Below are 15,145 nucleotides of genomic sequence, written 5' to 3' on the forward strand. Positions count from 1 at the left end.
CTGTGTCGCCCAGGCCGCCATCTCCGGACCTCCGCTCCCCCGCGGTCTCCGCGCCCGACCGTGCTTTCGCGGTCTCCAGGGTAGCGACCGCGCCCCCGGTCCGCCCCCGCCCTCAGTTCGGACGCATCCTGAACTCGTAGGCGTCCGGCAGGAGTTCGTCAGTGAGCCGCGCCCATAGCTCGCCCAGGATCTCGGCGCCCTCGCGCAGGTCCGCGACCTCGAAGCCCGCGTCGAAGACGGCGCGGGCCTCGTCCGGCCGGCCCTCGGCGATCAGCAGCCGGGCGTCGAGCAGCCGGAAGGCCCCGCGCTGCCGGACCGGCTCGGGCAGTCGCTGCCAGAGGGCCCTGGCCCGGTCGGGCCGGCCGACGGCGAGGAGGGCGTCCACGGCCTCGCGGCCGAGGGCGGCGGCGAGGGTCTCGCCCGCCCCCTCCCCCCGTCCGTCGTCTGCTCCCGCGTGGTCGGCGAAGGCTTCCGTGAAGTGCTCGGCGGCTCGCTCCGGGTGCCCGTCCTCCCGGTCGGCGACGGCCAGGCAGTACAGCAGCGGCCAGCGCACGGCGGCCTCCTTGAGCCCCCGCTCCCAGCTGCGTACCGCCTGGGCGCGGTCACCGGCGTGCCACTGGGCGATGCCGAGGTGGTACTCGGTGGTGGGGTCGGCGGGGGCGGTCTCCAGCATGTCCCGCCAGGGTGGTGCGACGAGCGGCGCGATCAGGGGCCCGCCCGGCGCCGAACCCCGCGCCGCGCCTCGCGCAGGCCCCGACGGTGCCGGCAGGACGCCGGTGCGCAGCAGCTCCCGCCAGGGTTCCTGGTCGGGTCCGAGCGTCGATTCGGGGAACGGCGTCCCGGGCAACTCGTATCCACCGCGCAGGACTTCGAGCGCACCCCAGCCGGAGCCGGCCGCGAGGACCTCGTCCGGACCGGTGTCTGCCGTGGTCTCCCGCCAGGCCGTGTACGCCGCGTCGACGGCGGCGCGGGGCAGCGCACCGGCCAGCTTGTGCTCGACGTCGGAGCGGGCGGCGGCCCAGTCGTCGCCGAGCGCCGTGGCGGGGTCGGCGGCGAGCGGGCCGTACGCCTCCAGCCAGCTGAACTCCGCGCCGCCCGCGAGTTCCAGGTGTTCCAGCTGGGTGCGGGCGAGTCCGGCCTGGATCTCGGCGTAGCCGGGGGTGCCTGGTTCCGTCAGCCACTCCTGCCAGCGCCGGCCGCCGCGCTCGGTGCCCCATACGAAGAGCTTGCGGCCGCGCAGCGGGTCGGTGGAGGTCTGGACGAGGCCGCCGCCGTCCGGATCCAGGGCGGCGATCCAGCGGCGCTGCCCCTCGGGCAGGTCGTAGAACCAATCGGCGGCGTGTGTGCTGTTCAGCGGGTACGAGCGGTCGGTGCCGTCCTCCGTGCGCGCCACGGGGACCCGGCGCAGGCCGCGCTCGTAGCCGTGGTGCCAGGCCGTGTCGGCGGGGGCGAGGACCCGGCGGTCCTCGGGGACGGCGATGTTGGACCACCAGTAGACGGGGGCGGGGCGCTCGTGGGGGTTGCGGATCCGGACCCCGACGTACAGGAAGTCGGAGCCCTCCGGGAGCCACAGGTCCACCTGGAAGGGCAGGTCGCGCAGCCGCTCCCACTCCCAGAGACGGAGCATCGGTCCGCCGTCGGGTGCGCGGACGGTCGCCGCGTGGAGGGGCGAGCAGGACAGGGTGGTGTGGCCGGTGGCCCCGATGTTCCACTCGATGCCGCCGGAGAACCAGGCGCCGTTGAGGGCGAACGCGGCGGGCTGGAACACCGGGTTGCGGTAGAGGAGTTCGCGTCCGGTGGGCTTGTGGTGGAGCGAGTGGACGCGGCCGCCGAGGCCGGGCAGCACGGTCACCCGGAGCCGGTCGTTCTCGATCACGATCGTGTCGAGGTCGGCAGGGGTGCGATCGCGGCCGTAGCCGTCACGGACGGGGGCGGGCAGCAGGCTGCGCAGGGGTGCCCGCCCGATGCCGCGGGCCATGTCGCGCGGGAGTTCCGCGAGGGTCCGCGCGTCGACCGTGTGGGCCCCGGCACCGGCGGGGGCCCGCAGGGCGGGAAGAGGGTTGTCCGGGCCCAACGGGGCTGCGGGCAGCGTCAGTACGGCACGTCGTACGGTCGTCATCGCCCCATGGAACACGCCGATGGCCGTCCTGACCAGGGGCTCTCCGCGTCAGGCTTCGGCAAAGCCGGGAGCGGGGGCCCCGGAAACTCCCGGCGGACCGGACGGCCGCCGACCTAGGGTGGAGGGTCGGCACGCCGTCGGGCGGCCGAAGAACCGGCGGGACAGGGAGTACGAGGAATGGGCACGCAGCACACCTACCGGGTCATCGTGCGCGGCACGTTCGACGGTCTGTCGGAGGAGAGCCCCGCCCGGCTGCTCGCCGAGGTGGACGCGCACGGGCTGACCGCGATGCAGTTCACGGAGGAGGGCTCGCTGACCTACGACCGGACGCTGAAGCACTTCTCGTACCGCCTGGTCGTCGTCTCCGACGCCGAGGACGGGGACGAGATGGCGGGCGCGCTCGCGGAGGACCGGGTGGAGACCGCGCTCGGGGAGCTCGGCCACGGGTACAAGGCGCTGCGTTCGACCGTGACCGACCTCGACACGATGAAGATCAACTACAAGCGCTGAGCGGCCTCGCCCCCGGCCGTCGCGCCTTCGGGCTCCGGGGCGGTGATCGCCCAGCGTTCGTGGTCGCGCCAGGCCCCGTCGATGAGCAGCATCGCGGGCGAGAAGCCCTCGAGACGGAAGCCCGCGCGGCGGACGAGCGCGCGGGAGGGGGCGTTGCCGGGCTGGATGTTCGCTTCGAGACGGTGGAGTCCGAGCGGCCCGAAGGCGTACGCGAGGAGCAGCCCGAGGGCCTCGGTGAGCAGTCCGCGCCCGGCGGCGTGCGCGAAGGCGCCGTAGCCGAGGGCGCCGCTGCGGAAGGCGCCCCGGACGATGTTGTTGACGGTGAGGAAGCCGGCGATCGCGCCGCCCGCGTCCCCGTGCTCGCACACCAGGAACCCCTCGCGCGCCGGTTCCTCGACGAGGGCGGACGCGTAGCCGCCGTAGGCCTCGGCCGTGCACGGCGGGAACAGCCAGGGCCGGTGGAGTTCCCGGCTCTCGCGGGCGCGGGCGGTGAACTCCTCGGCGTCGTCGAGGGTGAAGGCGCGCAGGCCCACACGGGGCCCGGCGGTGAGGTAACGGCCAAGATCGTCGGGCATGGGGCCAGGCTAAGCCGCACGGAGGAGCGAGCCACGGATGGGGTACGGCGCGCTCAGCGTCGCGCCGTGCGCACGCGGGGCGGGCAGCTCTCCCCCTTCCGTACGACTCCGATCATGACGGTGGTGCGGCGGTCGAGGCCCGTGCCCGCCGCCGGGTACTGCGTGACGACCTGCCATCGCGGCGGCCAGATCACCCGCCGGTCCCGCCCGCTCACGTCGTGGACGTCGAGTCGGGTACGGGGGTCCAGCCGGGTGAAGACGCGCCACAGGCCGCGGCCGAGGAAGTCGGGCACCGGGCGGGTCCCGGCGTCGTCGGCCGAGGCGGCGGTCTCCGTCGAGGTGACGGCGACGGCCGCCAGGGCGAGGACCGCGCCCGCCCCGACGACGGCGCGCCGCTTCACTTCCGCCTCCGGGCGGCGGCGTAGTACCCACAGGCGGCGCCGAGGAGCGCGGTGGCGAGCAGGGCCAGGTAGAGCGGCATGGTCACTTCGGGGATCAGGAGCCGGATCTTGACCTCGCGGGTGTTCTGGAAGATGAAGACCAGGGTGATGACGGCGAGCGCCATCATCCCGATCCGGCCGGGGGTGAGGGCTTCGGTGAACCGGGATCTACCCCCGTCCGTTGTCCGTGACGTCTCCTTGGGACTCATGCCCGGCCCTCTCCTCCGTCGTGCCGTCGGTCGTACCCGGCCACAGCCGTGGGACCAGAATGAGGTGGGCGGAGCCTCGCCGTGACGGCGAGGAGAGCCGTACGGGTGACTTGTCAGACAACGTGGGCCGACTACCGTGGGTCCTGACACCGTCGGGACCCGGGGCCGGAACCGCCCGGAACCGACCGGATTCGAGACGAGGAGCGGCCGTGGCGGTCAGCGGACAGCGGCGGCGACCGGTCGTGGCGCTCTACGAGCGGATCGCGGACGCCGTCCACGACGGCACCTACCCGCCGGGCTCGACGCTCCCCTCCGAACCGAAGCTCGCCGCCGAGCTGGGCGTGAGCCGGCCCGCCCTGCGCGAGGCACTGCTGCTGCTCCAGGAGGACGGCGTGCTGACCGTGCGGCGCGGGGTGGGCCGGACCGTGAACGACCGGCCGCCACGGCGCGGGTTCGAGCACGTCCAGCCCCTTGAGGAGCTGATCGGCGCAGGGACGCCGCTGCGGGTGCGGGCGCTGCTGCGGACGGTCGAGGAACCGACCGACTTCACCACCCAGCACCTGCTGGCCCCGGCCCGCGCCGAGCTGCGGTTCTGGGAATCCGTGCTGACCGGGGAGGGTACGGCGGCGGCCCTGAGCCACGAGTGGGCGGCGCCCGACGAACTGCTCGACCGGGTGCACCCCGAGTTCGCGCGCGCCCTGCGGGCGACGGAGACGGGCAGCCGGGCCGACACGGGCAGCCGGGCGGAAGCGGGCCCCTCGGCGGCGACGGGCGCCGGCGGCTCCGAGCGGAGGTCCGCCGTCTCCATGCTCTCGGTCCTGGTCGGAGCCTCGCGCGAGACCGCGCTCAGCGCGCACAGCGGCATCACGGCGACACTGCTCGGACGGCGGCGCGGGGACCAGCTGGGCCGCCCGGCGGACACTCCGGCCGTGCTCGTCACCCAGGTCGTCCGGGTCGGCGAGGCCCCGGTCCTGGCCGCCAAGCACATGCTCCCGACGGGCGCCCCGGCACTGCCCGTACTGCAGTCCCACTAGGGACGCCCGAGGCCCGCGAAAGCCTCTTCCGGGGCTGCTGCCCCACCCCCGTCGGGGCCGTCACAGCGGCACCCTCTCCCGTGGCGTACACTTCCCCGCCATGCACTTGTCTGACAACCCTGCCACGCCTGTCGCCGCCACCGTCTCCGAGTGGATCCGCCGGGCCCCCAAGGCCGTCCTCCACGACCACCTCGACGGTGGACTGCGCGCCACGACCATCGTCGAGCTGGCACGGGAGTGCGGCTACACCGCGCTGCCGACCGAGGACCCGGCCGCGCTCGCGGTCTGGTTCCGGGACGCCGCCGACTCCGGTTCGCTGGAGCGCTACCTGGAGACCTTCGCCCACACCTGCGCCGTGATGCAGACCCGCGAGGCGCTCACGCGCATCGCGGCCGAGTGCGCCGAGGACCTGGCCGCGGACGGTGTCGTCTACGCCGAGATCCGCTACGCCCCCGAGCAGCACCTGGAGGGCGGCCTGACCCTCGACGAGGTCGTCGAGGCCGTCAACGACGGTTTCCGCGAGGGCGAGCGCCGCACCGGCGGCCGCATCACCGTCCGCACCCTCCTGACGGGCATGCGCCACACGGACCGCTCCCTGGAGATCGCGCGGCTCACGGTCGCGCACCGGGACAAGGGCGTGGCCGGATTCGACATCGCCGGCGGCGAGATCGGCAACCCGCCGGCCCGCCACCTCCCCGCCTTCCAGCACCTGAAGCGGGAGAACTGCCACTTCACGATCCACGCGGGCGAGGCCGTCGGCGCGGAGTCGATCCACGAGGCCGTGCAGGTCTGCGGCACCGAGCGGATCGGCCACGGCGTGCGGATCACGGACGACATAGCCGAGGACGGCACCCTGGGCCGGCTCGCCTCGTACGTCCGGGACAACCGCATCGCCCTGGAGGTCTGCCCGACCTCCAACCTCCAGACGGGCGCCGCGAAGGACTACGCCTCGCACCCGATCGACGAGCTGCGCCGCCTCGGTTTCCGGATCACGCTCAACACGGACAACCGGCTGGTCTCCGGCACCACCATGAGCGAGGAGTTCCAGCACATGGCGGACGCCTTCGGGTACGGCCCCGAGGTCTTCGAGGAGTTCACGGTCGCCGCGCTCGATGCCGCCTTCCTGCCGCTGCCGGACCGGCAGCGGCTGATCGACGAGGTCGTCCGCCCGGGGTACGCGGCGCTCGGGGCCGTGTCGGCCTAAGCCGTTTCCGAACGTCCTGCCCTGATCCGGACGCCCGACGCGGGCTATTCCACCCTTCCCTGGATCAGGGGGAGTTCGAGCGTCCCCGTGTCCTCGGGGGCGCTGACGACGGTCACCGGCTTGATGCCGCGGTTGCCGGAGTAGGCGGTGTCGCTCGCCGCGATCACCAGCTCCAGCCGGTGGCCGGTCTCGTAGCGGTGGACGACGGCGGGCAGTTCGACCGTGAAGGGGCGGGTGACGTCCGGCACCCGCACCGGCGCGACCAGGCGGTTGACCAGGGTCCTGGTGCCGTCGGGGGCGAGGTCGTAGAGCTTGGCGAAGAGCACGAGCTTGTCGGCGGCGTCACCGGAACCCTGCATGCGCTCGGTCGCCGGAGAGACGACCTTCAGGGTGGCCTTCGGGGCGCCGACGAGGTCGACGGGCCCGGTGAGCGGGGCGCTGGTCCAGCCGAGGTGGGTGCCGGGGGTGTCGTACGGCCGGGGGTCGGGCAGCCCGATCGTCCCGGCGAGCGAGGACTCCGAATGGCTCGTCGGGAACAGCCAGTTGCTGTACGTCCTGGATCCCCTGGCCACCTTCGTACGGTTGTCGACGAGCTTGCCGTCGCCGGAGAGGTACAGCCGCTGGCTGAGCGCCGGGACCCCGGCCGCCGTGCCGTAGCCGCTCCGCCAGTCGCGGTACCAGGCGAAGGCGGGGCCGGTGTCCGCGGTCCGGTTCTTCCGCAGGTACCGGTCGAACCAGGCGAGTACGCGCTGCCCGACGTAGCTGGACTCCAGGTTGCCCTGGCCCAGGTCGAGTTCGCCGGGCTTCTGGCCCCCGCTGTGGCCCCAGGACTGCCAGATCATCCGGGTGTCGACGCCGCGCTCGCGCAGCCGGTCGTAGGTGGCCCGCGCCTCGTTGAGGTTGAAGAGGGTGTCGGCCTGGCCCTGGACGATCAGGGTGGGTGCGGTGACCCGGTCGACGTACGAGACCGGGGAGACGCTGCGGGCGTAGGCGAGCATCTTCTCCGTCTCGGCCCCGGGGTAGCGGCCGGAGTTGAGGAGCCGCACGGTGTCGCAGGCGTCGGAGACGAAGTGCAGACAGCCGAGCGAGTTGATCCGGCTGGGGTCCAGGGAGGGGACGAGCAGCGGCTGCCCCTCGCCCATCAGATAGAAGCCGTTCGCCCACTGCCACTTGAAGACGCCGGGGGTGGTGCGGTCGGCGGCGTTGGGGGCGAGGGAGTACGCGAGGTCGTTCCAGGTGATGAGGGGGACGAGGGCGTCGATGCGGCGATCGACGGAGGCGGCGGCCAGCTGTACGGCTCCGCCGTAGGAGCCGCCGATCATGCCGACCCGCGGGTCGCCCGCGCCGTCGCGGGTGACGAAGTCGACGCGCGTGCCGTCGTCCGCCGCCCGGCCGCCGGCGAGGAAGTCGACGAGCCGGGCGGCGGCGCGGCCGTCGATCTCCGGGTCGTCGAGGGAGATCAGACAGCCGGACTTCCCGAAGCCGAGGCCCGAGTAGACCAGGCCGACGTAACCGCGCTCGGCGAAGGCCTTGCCGATGGCGTCGGTGGAACCGTCGCTCTTGCTGCCGCCGAAGCCGTTGGTGGCGAGGACGGCGGGTGCGGGATGCCCGGCGTCCACACCCGTCGGCCGGTAGAGGTCGGCGTCGACGGCACAACTCCGGCCGCCCGCCTCGACGGTGAACCGGAGCGGGGTGACGGTGTAGGAGCCGGTGACGGCCTCCGCCTCGGCGCCGCTCGCGGGCGCGGCGAGAGCCAGGGGCGCGGCGAGTGCGGCCGCACCGGCCACGAGGGCGAGGGCTGTGCGGGAACGGGGCACGGCACGGGACACAGAGACCTCCACGCTGAGGACGACGCCGAGAGACCCACCGCACCTACCGACTGGTAGGTACCCGGGCAGCGCCCATGCTGTGACACGTGTCAGAGACCGTCAATGCACCGGACGAAGGTTATTGACGGAGATTCAGTGAAGGCCGTCCGGGCGTCCGGGACGGCCTCCACCCCCGCGTCCCGCTCAGCGCAGCGCCGGCACGTCCAGCGTGAGCGTGCCCTTGTCCGCGTCCAGCACGCCGGACACCCCCAGCGGCATGGTCAGCGCCGTCTCGCTGTGCCCGAAGCCCAGTTCCTCCACGACCGGCACCCCGAGACCGCCGAGCCGGTCCGCGAACACCGCCCGCACCTCCTCGTACGGGCCGCACTCCGCCCAGGATCCGAGGCCGATGCCCGCGACACCGTCGAGCAGACCGGAGCGCAGGAGTTGGGTGAGGATGCGGTCGAGGCGGTACGGCTCCTCCCCCACGTCCTCCAGGAGGAGCAGCCCGCCGCGGGCCGAGGGCCGGCCGTGCGGGGTGCCGAGGTCGGCGGCGAGGAGGCTGACGCAGCCGCCGAGCGTCACGCCCCTGGCCCGGCCCGGCACCAGGGTCCGTGCCGTGTCCAGGCCCAGTGTCCGTACCGACTCGGGTTCGAACAGGGTGGCCCGCAGCGACTCCCGGGTGCGCGAGTCGGAGAGGAAGGTGCCCGCGGCGACCATCGGACCGTGCAGGGTGGCGTAACCGGCCCGGACGGCGAAGGCCTCGTGGAGGGCGGTGATGTCGCTGTAGCCGACGAACACCTTGGGTCCGGCCTCCCGGACCGCCCTCCAGTCGACGAGGTCGACCATGCGCTGCGCCCCGAAGCCGCCGCGCGCGCAGAGGACGGCGGAGACCGAGGGGTCGCACCAGGCCTCGGTCAGATCCCGGGCGCGGGCCCGGTCGGCGCCCGCGAGGTAGCCGAGGGTGGGGTGGGTGTCCAGGACGTGCGGGGCGACGACGGGATCGAGGTCCCAGCCGCGCAGGATGTCGAGCCCCGCGCGCAGCCGCTCCTCGGGGACGGGCCCGCTGGGCGCGACGACCGCGACCCGCGCGCCGGGCCGCAGCCGGTCGGGACGGGTGAGCGACCTGACGTGCGGCCGGGCCTCCGCCCTGGCGTCGAGGTCGGCATCGGGCGCGGTCACGTGCGGTACTCCAGGTCGGGCACGTCCGTCCGCTCGACGCCGAAGGTCCGCGCGTACAGGGAGAGTTCGGCCTCCAGGGCACGCACCATCGTGTCGGCCCTGCGGAAGCCGTGCCCCTCCCCCTCGAAGGCGAGGTAGGCGTGCGGGACACCCCGGCCGGCGGTGCGGGTGAGGAAGCGCTCGGCCTGCGCGGGCGGGCAGATGACGTCGTCTAGGCCCTGGAGCAGCAGGAAGGGAGCGGTGACGCGGTCGACGTGCTCGATCGGCGAGCGCTCCTTGTAGCGGGCGGGTACGTCGTCGATCGACCCGATGAGTCCGTGCAGGTACTGGGACTCGAAGTCATGGGTCTCGTCGGTGGCCCAGCCGCGCAGGTCGAGGATGGGGTAGATGATCGTGCCGCAGGCGTAGACGTCGGTGCTGACGAGGGAGGCGGCGCTCGTCCAGCCGCCCGCGCTGCCGCCGCGCACGGCGAGCCGGGCGGGGTCGGCGGTGCCCTCGGCGGCGAGGGCCTGGGCGACGGCCGCGCAGTCCTCGACGTCGACGACGCCCCACTGCTCGCGCAGCCGCTCGCGGTACTCCCGGCCGTAGCCGGTGGAGCCGCCGTAGTTGACCTCGGCGACCCCGATGCCCCGCGAGGTGAAGTAGGTGATCTCCAGGTCGAGGACGAGCGGGGCGTGTCCGGTGGGACCGCCGTGCGCCCAGATCACATAGGGCGGCAGCTCGCCCTCCGGCCCGGTGAACCGGGGGTGGTGGGGCGGGTAGATCTGCGCGTGGACCTCCCGCCCGCCGGGGCCGGTGAACGTACGGAGGCGGGGCTCGGGATGGTGGGCGGGGTCGACGGCGTCGGTGTGCGCGGCGCCCACGACCCGGGTGCGTCCGGTGCGGGTGTCGAGTTCGACGATCTCGTACGAGCGGTGCGGTCCGGCGGCGACGCCGGCGACCCGGGTGCCGTGGGCGGCGAGCGTCGAGGCCCATTCGGTCCAGGGTCCGACGGCGTCGACGAGTGCGCCGCGCTCGGGGTCGAGGATGCCGAGGGTCGTGGTCCCCTTGCCGTGGACGACGGCGATGAGGCCGTTCTCCAGGGGCGTGAACCAGTTCAGCCCGATCTTCCAGAGCGGTCCGCCGAACTCCTCGGCGCGGGGGCAGAGCGCGGCCGGTTCGCCCAGGCCGCCGTCGGCGTCGATCTCCGCCCGGTAGAGGTTCCACCAGCCGGTGCGGTCGCTGACGAGGAGCAGCCTTCCCGCCGCGTCCCAGTCGACCTGCGGGATCGACTCGGCGGGCCCGCCCGCGACGGTCCTCGTCTCCCGGAAGGTGCCGTCGGGGGCGACCTCGGCCAGTTGGACCTCGGTGCCGTCCCAGGGCATCCGGGGATGGTCCCAGGCGATCCAGGCCGCCCGGCGCCCGTCCGGAGAGAGCCGGGGTCCGGTCACGAACCGGTGCCGCCCGTCGGAGAGTTCACGCACCGCCGCGCGGTCCTCGGCGGCCGAGCCGTCGAGGGGTACGGCGACGAGCACCCGGCGCACATCGGTCGGGGCGGGGCCGGTGAACTCCTCCAGGACGCACCACACCTCGCCCCGGTCCGGGTGGATCACCGGGTCCACCCAGCGCAGTCCGCCGCCGGTGCCGGAGACGGGGGTGAGGGGCCTGGGCCGCGCGCCGGGAGCGGCATCGGGCTCGTACGCGTAGAGCCGCTGGTCGGGGAAGTGACAGAACACGGCGAGCGGTCCGCCCGCCGGGCGGGCGACCGCGGCCCAGGGCAGTCCGCCGTACTCGATCACCCGGCTGCGGACGTTCCACGGGGCGGGCAGCATGCTCTGCTCGGTGCCGTCGGCGCGCCGCCGGACGAGGGCGCGCCGACCGCCCTCGGCGGGACGCGGGTCGGTCCACCACAGCTCGTCGCCGACGACGCCGAGGTACTCGGGCCGCCCGTCGTGGGCGGCGGCGAGTGCCGCGTCGACGGGTGACGGCCAGCTGCCGTAGGCGGCCGTGGTCGTGGCCATCTGAACTCCCCCTGTCACGGTATTGCGCGAACGGTCATGGCGTGACGCGAACGGTCATGGCGCTCCACGGACGGTCACGGTTCTGTGCCGTCCACGGTTCTGTGCCGTCCACGGTTCTACGCCGTCTTCAGGTAGTGGTCGAGCACTCTCACGCCGAAGTGCAGGGCGTCCACGGGGACGCGTTCGTCGACGCCGTGGAAGAGGGCCCCGTAGTCGAGGTCCGGGGGCAGCCGGAGCGGTGAGAAGCCGTAGCCGGTGATGCCGAGCCGGGAGAACTGCTTGGCGTCGGTGCCGCCGGACATGGTGAACGGCACGACGTGCCCGTCCGGGTCGAAGCGTTCCACGGCGGCCCGCAGCTTCGCGAAGGTCGGCGAGTCCACGGGCGCCTCCAGGGCGACCTCACGGTGGTGGAACTCCCACTCCACGTGCGGCCCGGTCAGCTCGTCCATGGTCGCGGCGAACTCCTCCTCGGTGCCCGGCAGCGTCCGCCCGTCGATGTAGGCGACGGCCTGGCCCGGGATGACGTTGACCTTGTAACCGGCGTCGAGGATCGTCGGGTTGCTGCTGTTGCGGACGGTCGGCGCGACGAGGGCGGCGGCCGGCCCGAGCTTGTCCAGGAGGAGGTCCACGTCGAGGTCGGGCGCACGGGTGTCGATGTCGAGGGCGTACAGCGAGGCCAGCTCGGCGAGGGCGGCGCGGACGGTCGCGGTGAGGCGGACCGGCCAGGTGTGCGAGCCGATCCGGGCGACGGCGTCGGCGAGGCGGGTGACGGCATTGGCCGTGTTCACCTTGGAGCCGTGGCCGGCCCGGCCGTGGGCGGTCAGCTTGAGCCAGGCGGTGCCCCGCTCCCCCGCGGCGATCGGGTACAGCGTGGTGCCGGGCTGCGGGTGGAAGCTGAACGCCCCGGACTCGCTGATGCCCTCCGTGCAGCCGTCGAAGAGCGCGGCGTGCCGGTCGGCGAGGAAGCCGGAACCGTCCTCGGCGCTCGCCTCCTCGTCGGCGGTGTAGGCGAGGACGATGTCGCGGCGCGGCCGGATGTCCTGCCGGGCCCAGGAGCGGACGACGGCCAGGACCATCGCGTCCATGTTCTTCATGTCGACGGCGCCGCGCCCCCACACGACCCCGTCGCGGACCTCGCCGGAGAAGGGGTGGGTGGTCCACTCGGCGGGGTCGGCGGGCACCACGTCCAGATGTCCGTGGACGAGGAGTGCCTCGGCCGAGGGGTCGGTGCCGGGGATGCGCGCCACCACGTTGGTGCGGCCGGGGGTCCGCTCCAGGAGGGTGGGTTCGATGCCGGCGGCGGCGAGCCGCTCGGCGACGTACTCGGCGGCGGGCCGCTCACGGCAGTCGCCGCCGCCCCGGTTGGTGGTGTCGATGCGGATGAGCTCGGAGGTGAAGGTGACCACCTCGTCGAGCGCCGTCGTGTCCGGGCCCCGGACCTCCTCAGCCATACTGCTCCTCCACTGCGGCCGAGACGATGGTCGTGACCGCCTTGAACGTGCGAATTGCCTCGTACATCGTCTCGCTCGTGTACGTGACGCGCCGCTCTGCGCTTCGCGCCACGCCGGGAACCACCGTGGCGGCGGCGCCCAGGTGCTCGGCGTCGAACTCCAGCTCCACGGTGAAGGGGCCGCCGCGGACCGGCTCGTGGCGCACGGCGAGCGCGGCGCCGGTCTTGGCCGCCGCCCGGATGTCGGCAGCGGTTCGGGCCGGGGTCCGGCACACCGCCGCGTACCGCGAGACGTAGTCCTTGACGGCGACCTTGGGTGCCTCCGGCGCGTAGCCGAGGGCGTCCTCGCAGGTGAGGTCGTCGCCGGTGACCAGGACGACGGGGACGCCGTACTCCGCGACCACCTGGGCGTTGAGCAGGCCCTCGCCGGCCCGCTCGCCGTCGAGCCAGACCCCGGTGATCGAGTTGGCCAGATAGGTGTGCGCAAGGACCCCTTCGGTGCCTGCGCCGGTGTGGTAGCCGACGAAGGCGATGCCGTCGACGTCCCCGTGCTGCACGCCCTCGACCATGCTGAGCTCCTTGTGCCGCCCGGTGAGCATCTCGGCCCGCTCGTCGAGCTGCTCGAGGAGCAGGTTCCGCATGGTCCAGTGCGCTTCGTTGATGAGGACCTCGTCCGCGCCGCCGTCGAAGAAGCCCAGGACAGCGGCGTTCACGTCGGAGGTGAACATCGAGCGGCACCGCTGCCACTCGGGAGTGCCGGGCAGCACGTCGGCGGGCCAGGTCACACCGGTCGCGCCCTCCATGTCGGCGCTGATGAGGATCTTCATGTCTGGCACCGTACGCGCCGCCCGGCGGCCTCACCACCCCTGTGGAAAACCGTCGTTGGAGTGGACCACTGGCGATCACCGGGACGGCCGTACGGATCACCCCGACCCCGTCGGACATCCCCTGGGGTCCTCCTCCGCGAGGCGGCGCAGGGCGGCTGCGACCTGGTCCCCGGGCGGTGTGCCGTCGTCCGGGCCGGCCAGGTGGGGCCGGAGGAGGCCGGGGAGGGCGAGGCACGCCTGGCGGGCACTGGTGCCGTCTACCGGGTCACGGCGTGGGCGCGTGCTGTCCGGCAGGGGGAAGCCGCCGCGCGGCGGAGGCCCGTCGGGGGCGGAGTCGCGGAGGCTCTTGGCGTACGCGAGGAGGGAGGGTGCGAGCGTCGACCGCTCGTACGGTGCGCTCATCGCGCGGGGTGGGACTCGATTCCGTAGGTCATGACGGCATCCTGGTCGGCGGCCGACCGCCGCACCATCGATTCTCCCGAGGCCCGATGCATGGAATCGGACGAAACATCGCCAAGGGGTGCGTATAGGCTGTCGGCCGCAGTTCTCGTAACCGACCCTCCGGAGTGCTCTCGGTGACCACCGCCCTCGACCCGTCCGACATCTCCCCCGCCGTCCCCGCGCCCGCCGACACGTCGGAGGGGTTCTGGGTCCAGCAGCCCGAGTCGCCGGTCGCTGAGGCCGCCGAAGCGACCGAGGCCCCCGCCGACGAGCCCTCCGACCAGCCCGCCGCCGACCTCGGCCCCGTCGCCGCCGCCGACCTCGACCCCGTCGCCGCCGCCGACCTCGACCCCGTCGTGGTCCGTGACGCCCTGGACTTCGGGGTCTATGCGCGGACCGGCGGCTGGGCCTTCGCCCTCAAGGTGGCGCGCAGTGTCCGGCCCGGCGGCCAGCCCGCCGAGGGGACGGCCGCGACGAAGGTGTCGGCGAAGGCGTTCGCGGAGCTCGCGGGGTGCTCGCCGGAGCGGGTCATGCGCTACTACAAGGCCTGGGACATGGCGGCCGACGACGGTCTCGTCCCGCAGTTCGAGGTGCTCGTGCCGGGTGAGGACGTCGAGCTGCCCGACGCGGACGTCTGGCTCTCGTACTACACCTCCCGCAACAGTGCCTCGTCCGTGCGCGGTCAGGCGATCAGCGCGGCGGCCGAGGCGGAGGGCATCCGGCCGACGAAGGCGCTTGAGGTCGCGGAGAACCCGACGGCGCTGCGGGCCGCGATCCTCGCCGACCCGGGGACGGCGGAGGCGGCGCGCGGCGCGCTCCTCGACCGCATGAAGGAGGACCCGGCCCTTCAGACCGAGATGGCCCGCGCCTTCGCGCGGACCGACGACCTGAAGAAGGCGGTGGCGAGCGAGGCGAAGGCGGCCGACCGGATCGGTTACGTGCGCCAGATCGTCGAGAACGGCCAGATCAAGACCCCGGCCGGGCAGACCGTGGACGCGCCGGCCGAGCTGCGGGCCGAGGCGGAGCGGCATCTGTCGCTCCTCGACGAACTCGACGACTCGGAGGAGGCCGGCGAGTGGGCCGGCGAGGCGTACGACACCGTCAGGGGTCTGGTCGCCAAGGCGGTCGAGGAGGATCCGGCGCTCCGGGTCCAGGAGCGGCGGACGAAGTTCTACAACAGCCTGCAGAAGGCGACGAAGGTCTTCGAGGAGCTGACCCTGGACGAGGTGATGGAGGAGGACATCTACGAGGCCGACATGCTCCAGCGCCTCGAAGCCCTCCAGGAGGCGATCGGCACCTGCATCAGCGCGCTGCGCAAGGCGACGACCACTCCCTGAGCGCGGCGG

At 73.6% G+C, this 15,145-nt stretch carries 14 protein-coding genes; 4 read left to right on the forward strand and 10 right to left on the reverse strand.

Annotated features, from left to right (window positions below; all coding sequences use genetic code 11):
- Positions 1 to 112: 112 nt before the first annotated feature.
- Positions 113 to 2,119 (reverse strand): DUF5107 domain-containing protein, encoded by a 2,007-nt coding sequence (locus tag OG259_RS08635; protein WP_328941718.1) that lies wholly within the window; start codon positions 2,117 to 2,119, stop codon positions 113 to 115.
- Positions 2,120 to 2,296: 177 nt separating this feature from the next.
- Between OG259_RS08635 and OG259_RS08640 the strand changes: the two genes are divergently transcribed.
- Complete coding sequence (locus tag OG259_RS08640; RefSeq protein ID WP_328941719.1) at positions 2,297 to 2,629, forward strand: DUF6204 family protein; 333 nt, start codon at positions 2,297 to 2,299, stop codon at positions 2,627 to 2,629.
- Here the strand turns inward: OG259_RS08640 and OG259_RS08645 are convergent.
- From OG259_RS08645 to OG259_RS08655, 3 genes are read right to left on the reverse strand one after another with little or no spacing between them, the layout of a single operon-like run.
- Positions 2,617 to 3,204 (reverse strand): GNAT family N-acetyltransferase, encoded by a 588-nt coding sequence (locus tag OG259_RS08645; protein WP_328941720.1) that lies wholly within the window; start codon positions 3,202 to 3,204, stop codon positions 2,617 to 2,619. The genes OG259_RS08640 and OG259_RS08645 overlap by 13 nt on opposite strands.
- Positions 3,205 to 3,257: 53 nt before the next feature.
- The gene (locus OG259_RS08650) at positions 3,258 to 3,605 is read right to left on the reverse strand and encodes a hypothetical protein (RefSeq protein WP_328941721.1); all 348 of its coding nucleotides are present in this window, start codon (positions 3,603 to 3,605) and stop codon (positions 3,258 to 3,260) included.
- Positions 3,602 to 3,853 (reverse strand): lipopolysaccharide assembly protein LapA domain-containing protein, encoded by a 252-nt coding sequence (locus OG259_RS08655; protein ID WP_328941722.1) that lies wholly within the window; start codon positions 3,851 to 3,853, stop codon positions 3,602 to 3,604. The genes OG259_RS08650 and OG259_RS08655 overlap by 4 nt, the downstream gene beginning before the upstream one ends.
- 209 nt (positions 3,854 to 4,062) lie before the next feature.
- Between OG259_RS08655 and OG259_RS08660 the strand changes: the two genes are divergently transcribed.
- Both OG259_RS08660 and OG259_RS08665 read left to right on the forward strand, forming a co-directional pair.
- Complete coding sequence (locus tag OG259_RS08660; RefSeq protein ID WP_328941723.1) at positions 4,063 to 4,887, forward strand: GntR family transcriptional regulator; 825 nt, start codon at positions 4,063 to 4,065, stop codon at positions 4,885 to 4,887.
- Between the two features lie 100 nt (positions 4,888 to 4,987).
- Entirely contained in the window at positions 4,988 to 6,091 is a 1,104-nt protein-coding gene (locus OG259_RS08665) for an adenosine deaminase (protein WP_328941724.1), read from the forward strand.
- 44 nt (positions 6,092 to 6,135) lie between these two features.
- On the opposite strand, the gene OG259_RS08670 is transcribed toward OG259_RS08665, so the two are convergent.
- The 6 genes from OG259_RS08670 to OG259_RS08695 form a co-directional block, all read right to left on the reverse strand.
- Positions 6,136 to 7,920 (reverse strand): CocE/NonD family hydrolase, encoded by a 1,785-nt coding sequence (locus OG259_RS08670; RefSeq protein WP_443051934.1) that lies wholly within the window; start codon positions 7,918 to 7,920, stop codon positions 6,136 to 6,138.
- Positions 7,921 to 8,103: 183 nt separating this feature from the next.
- Positions 8,104 to 9,081, reverse strand: a complete 978-nt coding sequence (locus OG259_RS08675) for a S66 peptidase family protein (RefSeq protein WP_328941726.1) — start codon at positions 9,079 to 9,081, stop codon at positions 8,104 to 8,106.
- Positions 9,078 to 11,081 (reverse strand): S9 family peptidase, encoded by a 2,004-nt coding sequence (locus OG259_RS08680; RefSeq protein WP_328941727.1) that lies wholly within the window; start codon positions 11,079 to 11,081, stop codon positions 9,078 to 9,080. Before OG259_RS08680 ends, OG259_RS08675 begins: the two co-directional genes overlap by 4 nt.
- Positions 11,082 to 11,197: 116 nt before the next feature.
- Entirely contained in the window at positions 11,198 to 12,532 is a 1,335-nt protein-coding gene (locus OG259_RS08685) for a M20/M25/M40 family metallo-hydrolase (protein ID WP_328941728.1), read from the reverse strand.
- Positions 12,525 to 13,358, reverse strand: coding sequence for a M55 family metallopeptidase (locus OG259_RS08690; protein ID WP_328941729.1), 834 nt, complete (start codon positions 13,356 to 13,358; stop codon positions 12,525 to 12,527). The genes OG259_RS08685 and OG259_RS08690 overlap by 8 nt, the downstream gene beginning before the upstream one ends.
- Positions 13,359 to 13,454: 96 nt before the next feature.
- On the reverse strand, positions 13,455 to 13,760 hold the full coding sequence (locus OG259_RS08695) for a hypothetical protein (RefSeq protein ID WP_328941730.1): 306 nt from the start codon (positions 13,758 to 13,760) through the stop codon (positions 13,455 to 13,457).
- A 173-nt stretch (positions 13,761 to 13,933) separates the two neighbouring features.
- Here OG259_RS08695 and OG259_RS08700 point away from each other — a divergent pair, with 173 nt between their 5' ends.
- Positions 13,934 to 15,136 carry a hypothetical protein gene (locus tag OG259_RS08700; protein ID WP_328941731.1) on the forward strand — a complete coding sequence of 401 codons (1,203 nt, stop codon included), beginning with the start codon at positions 13,934 to 13,936 and terminating at the stop codon, positions 15,134 to 15,136.
- Positions 15,137 to 15,145: the final 9 nt, after the last annotated feature.

Origin of the sequence: Streptomyces sp. NBC_00250 (assembly GCF_036192275.1) — a bacterium.
In the GTDB taxonomy this organism is placed as follows: Bacteria; Actinomycetota; Actinomycetes; order Streptomycetales; family Streptomycetaceae; genus Streptomyces.

Excerpts from the sequence above, each read along its gene's own strand:
- OG259_RS08635 (WP_328941718.1), bottom strand. The coding sequence starts at position 2,119 with ATGACGACCGTACGACGTGCCGTACTGACGCTGCCCGCAGCCCCGTTG.
- OG259_RS08640 (WP_328941719.1), top strand. The coding sequence starts at position 2,297 with ATGGGCACGCAGCACACCTACCGGGTCATCGTGCGCGGCACGTTCGAC.
- OG259_RS08645 (WP_328941720.1), bottom strand. The coding sequence starts at position 3,204 with ATGCCCGACGATCTTGGCCGTTACCTCACCGCCGGGCCCCGTGTGGGC.
- OG259_RS08655 (WP_328941722.1), bottom strand. The coding sequence starts at position 3,853 with ATGAGTCCCAAGGAGACGTCACGGACAACGGACGGGGGTAGATCCCGG.
- OG259_RS08665 (WP_328941724.1), top strand. The coding sequence starts at position 4,988 with ATGCACTTGTCTGACAACCCTGCCACGCCTGTCGCCGCCACCGTCTCC.
- OG259_RS08680 (WP_328941727.1), bottom strand. The coding sequence starts at position 11,081 with ATGGCCACGACCACGGCCGCCTACGGCAGCTGGCCGTCACCCGTCGAC.
- OG259_RS08685 (WP_328941728.1), bottom strand. The coding sequence starts at position 12,532 with ATGGCTGAGGAGGTCCGGGGCCCGGACACGACGGCGCTCGACGAGGTG.
- OG259_RS08690 (WP_328941729.1), bottom strand. The coding sequence starts at position 13,358 with ATGAAGATCCTCATCAGCGCCGACATGGAGGGCGCGACCGGTGTGACC.
- OG259_RS08695 (WP_328941730.1), bottom strand. The coding sequence starts at position 13,760 with ATGAGCGCACCGTACGAGCGGTCGACGCTCGCACCCTCCCTCCTCGCG.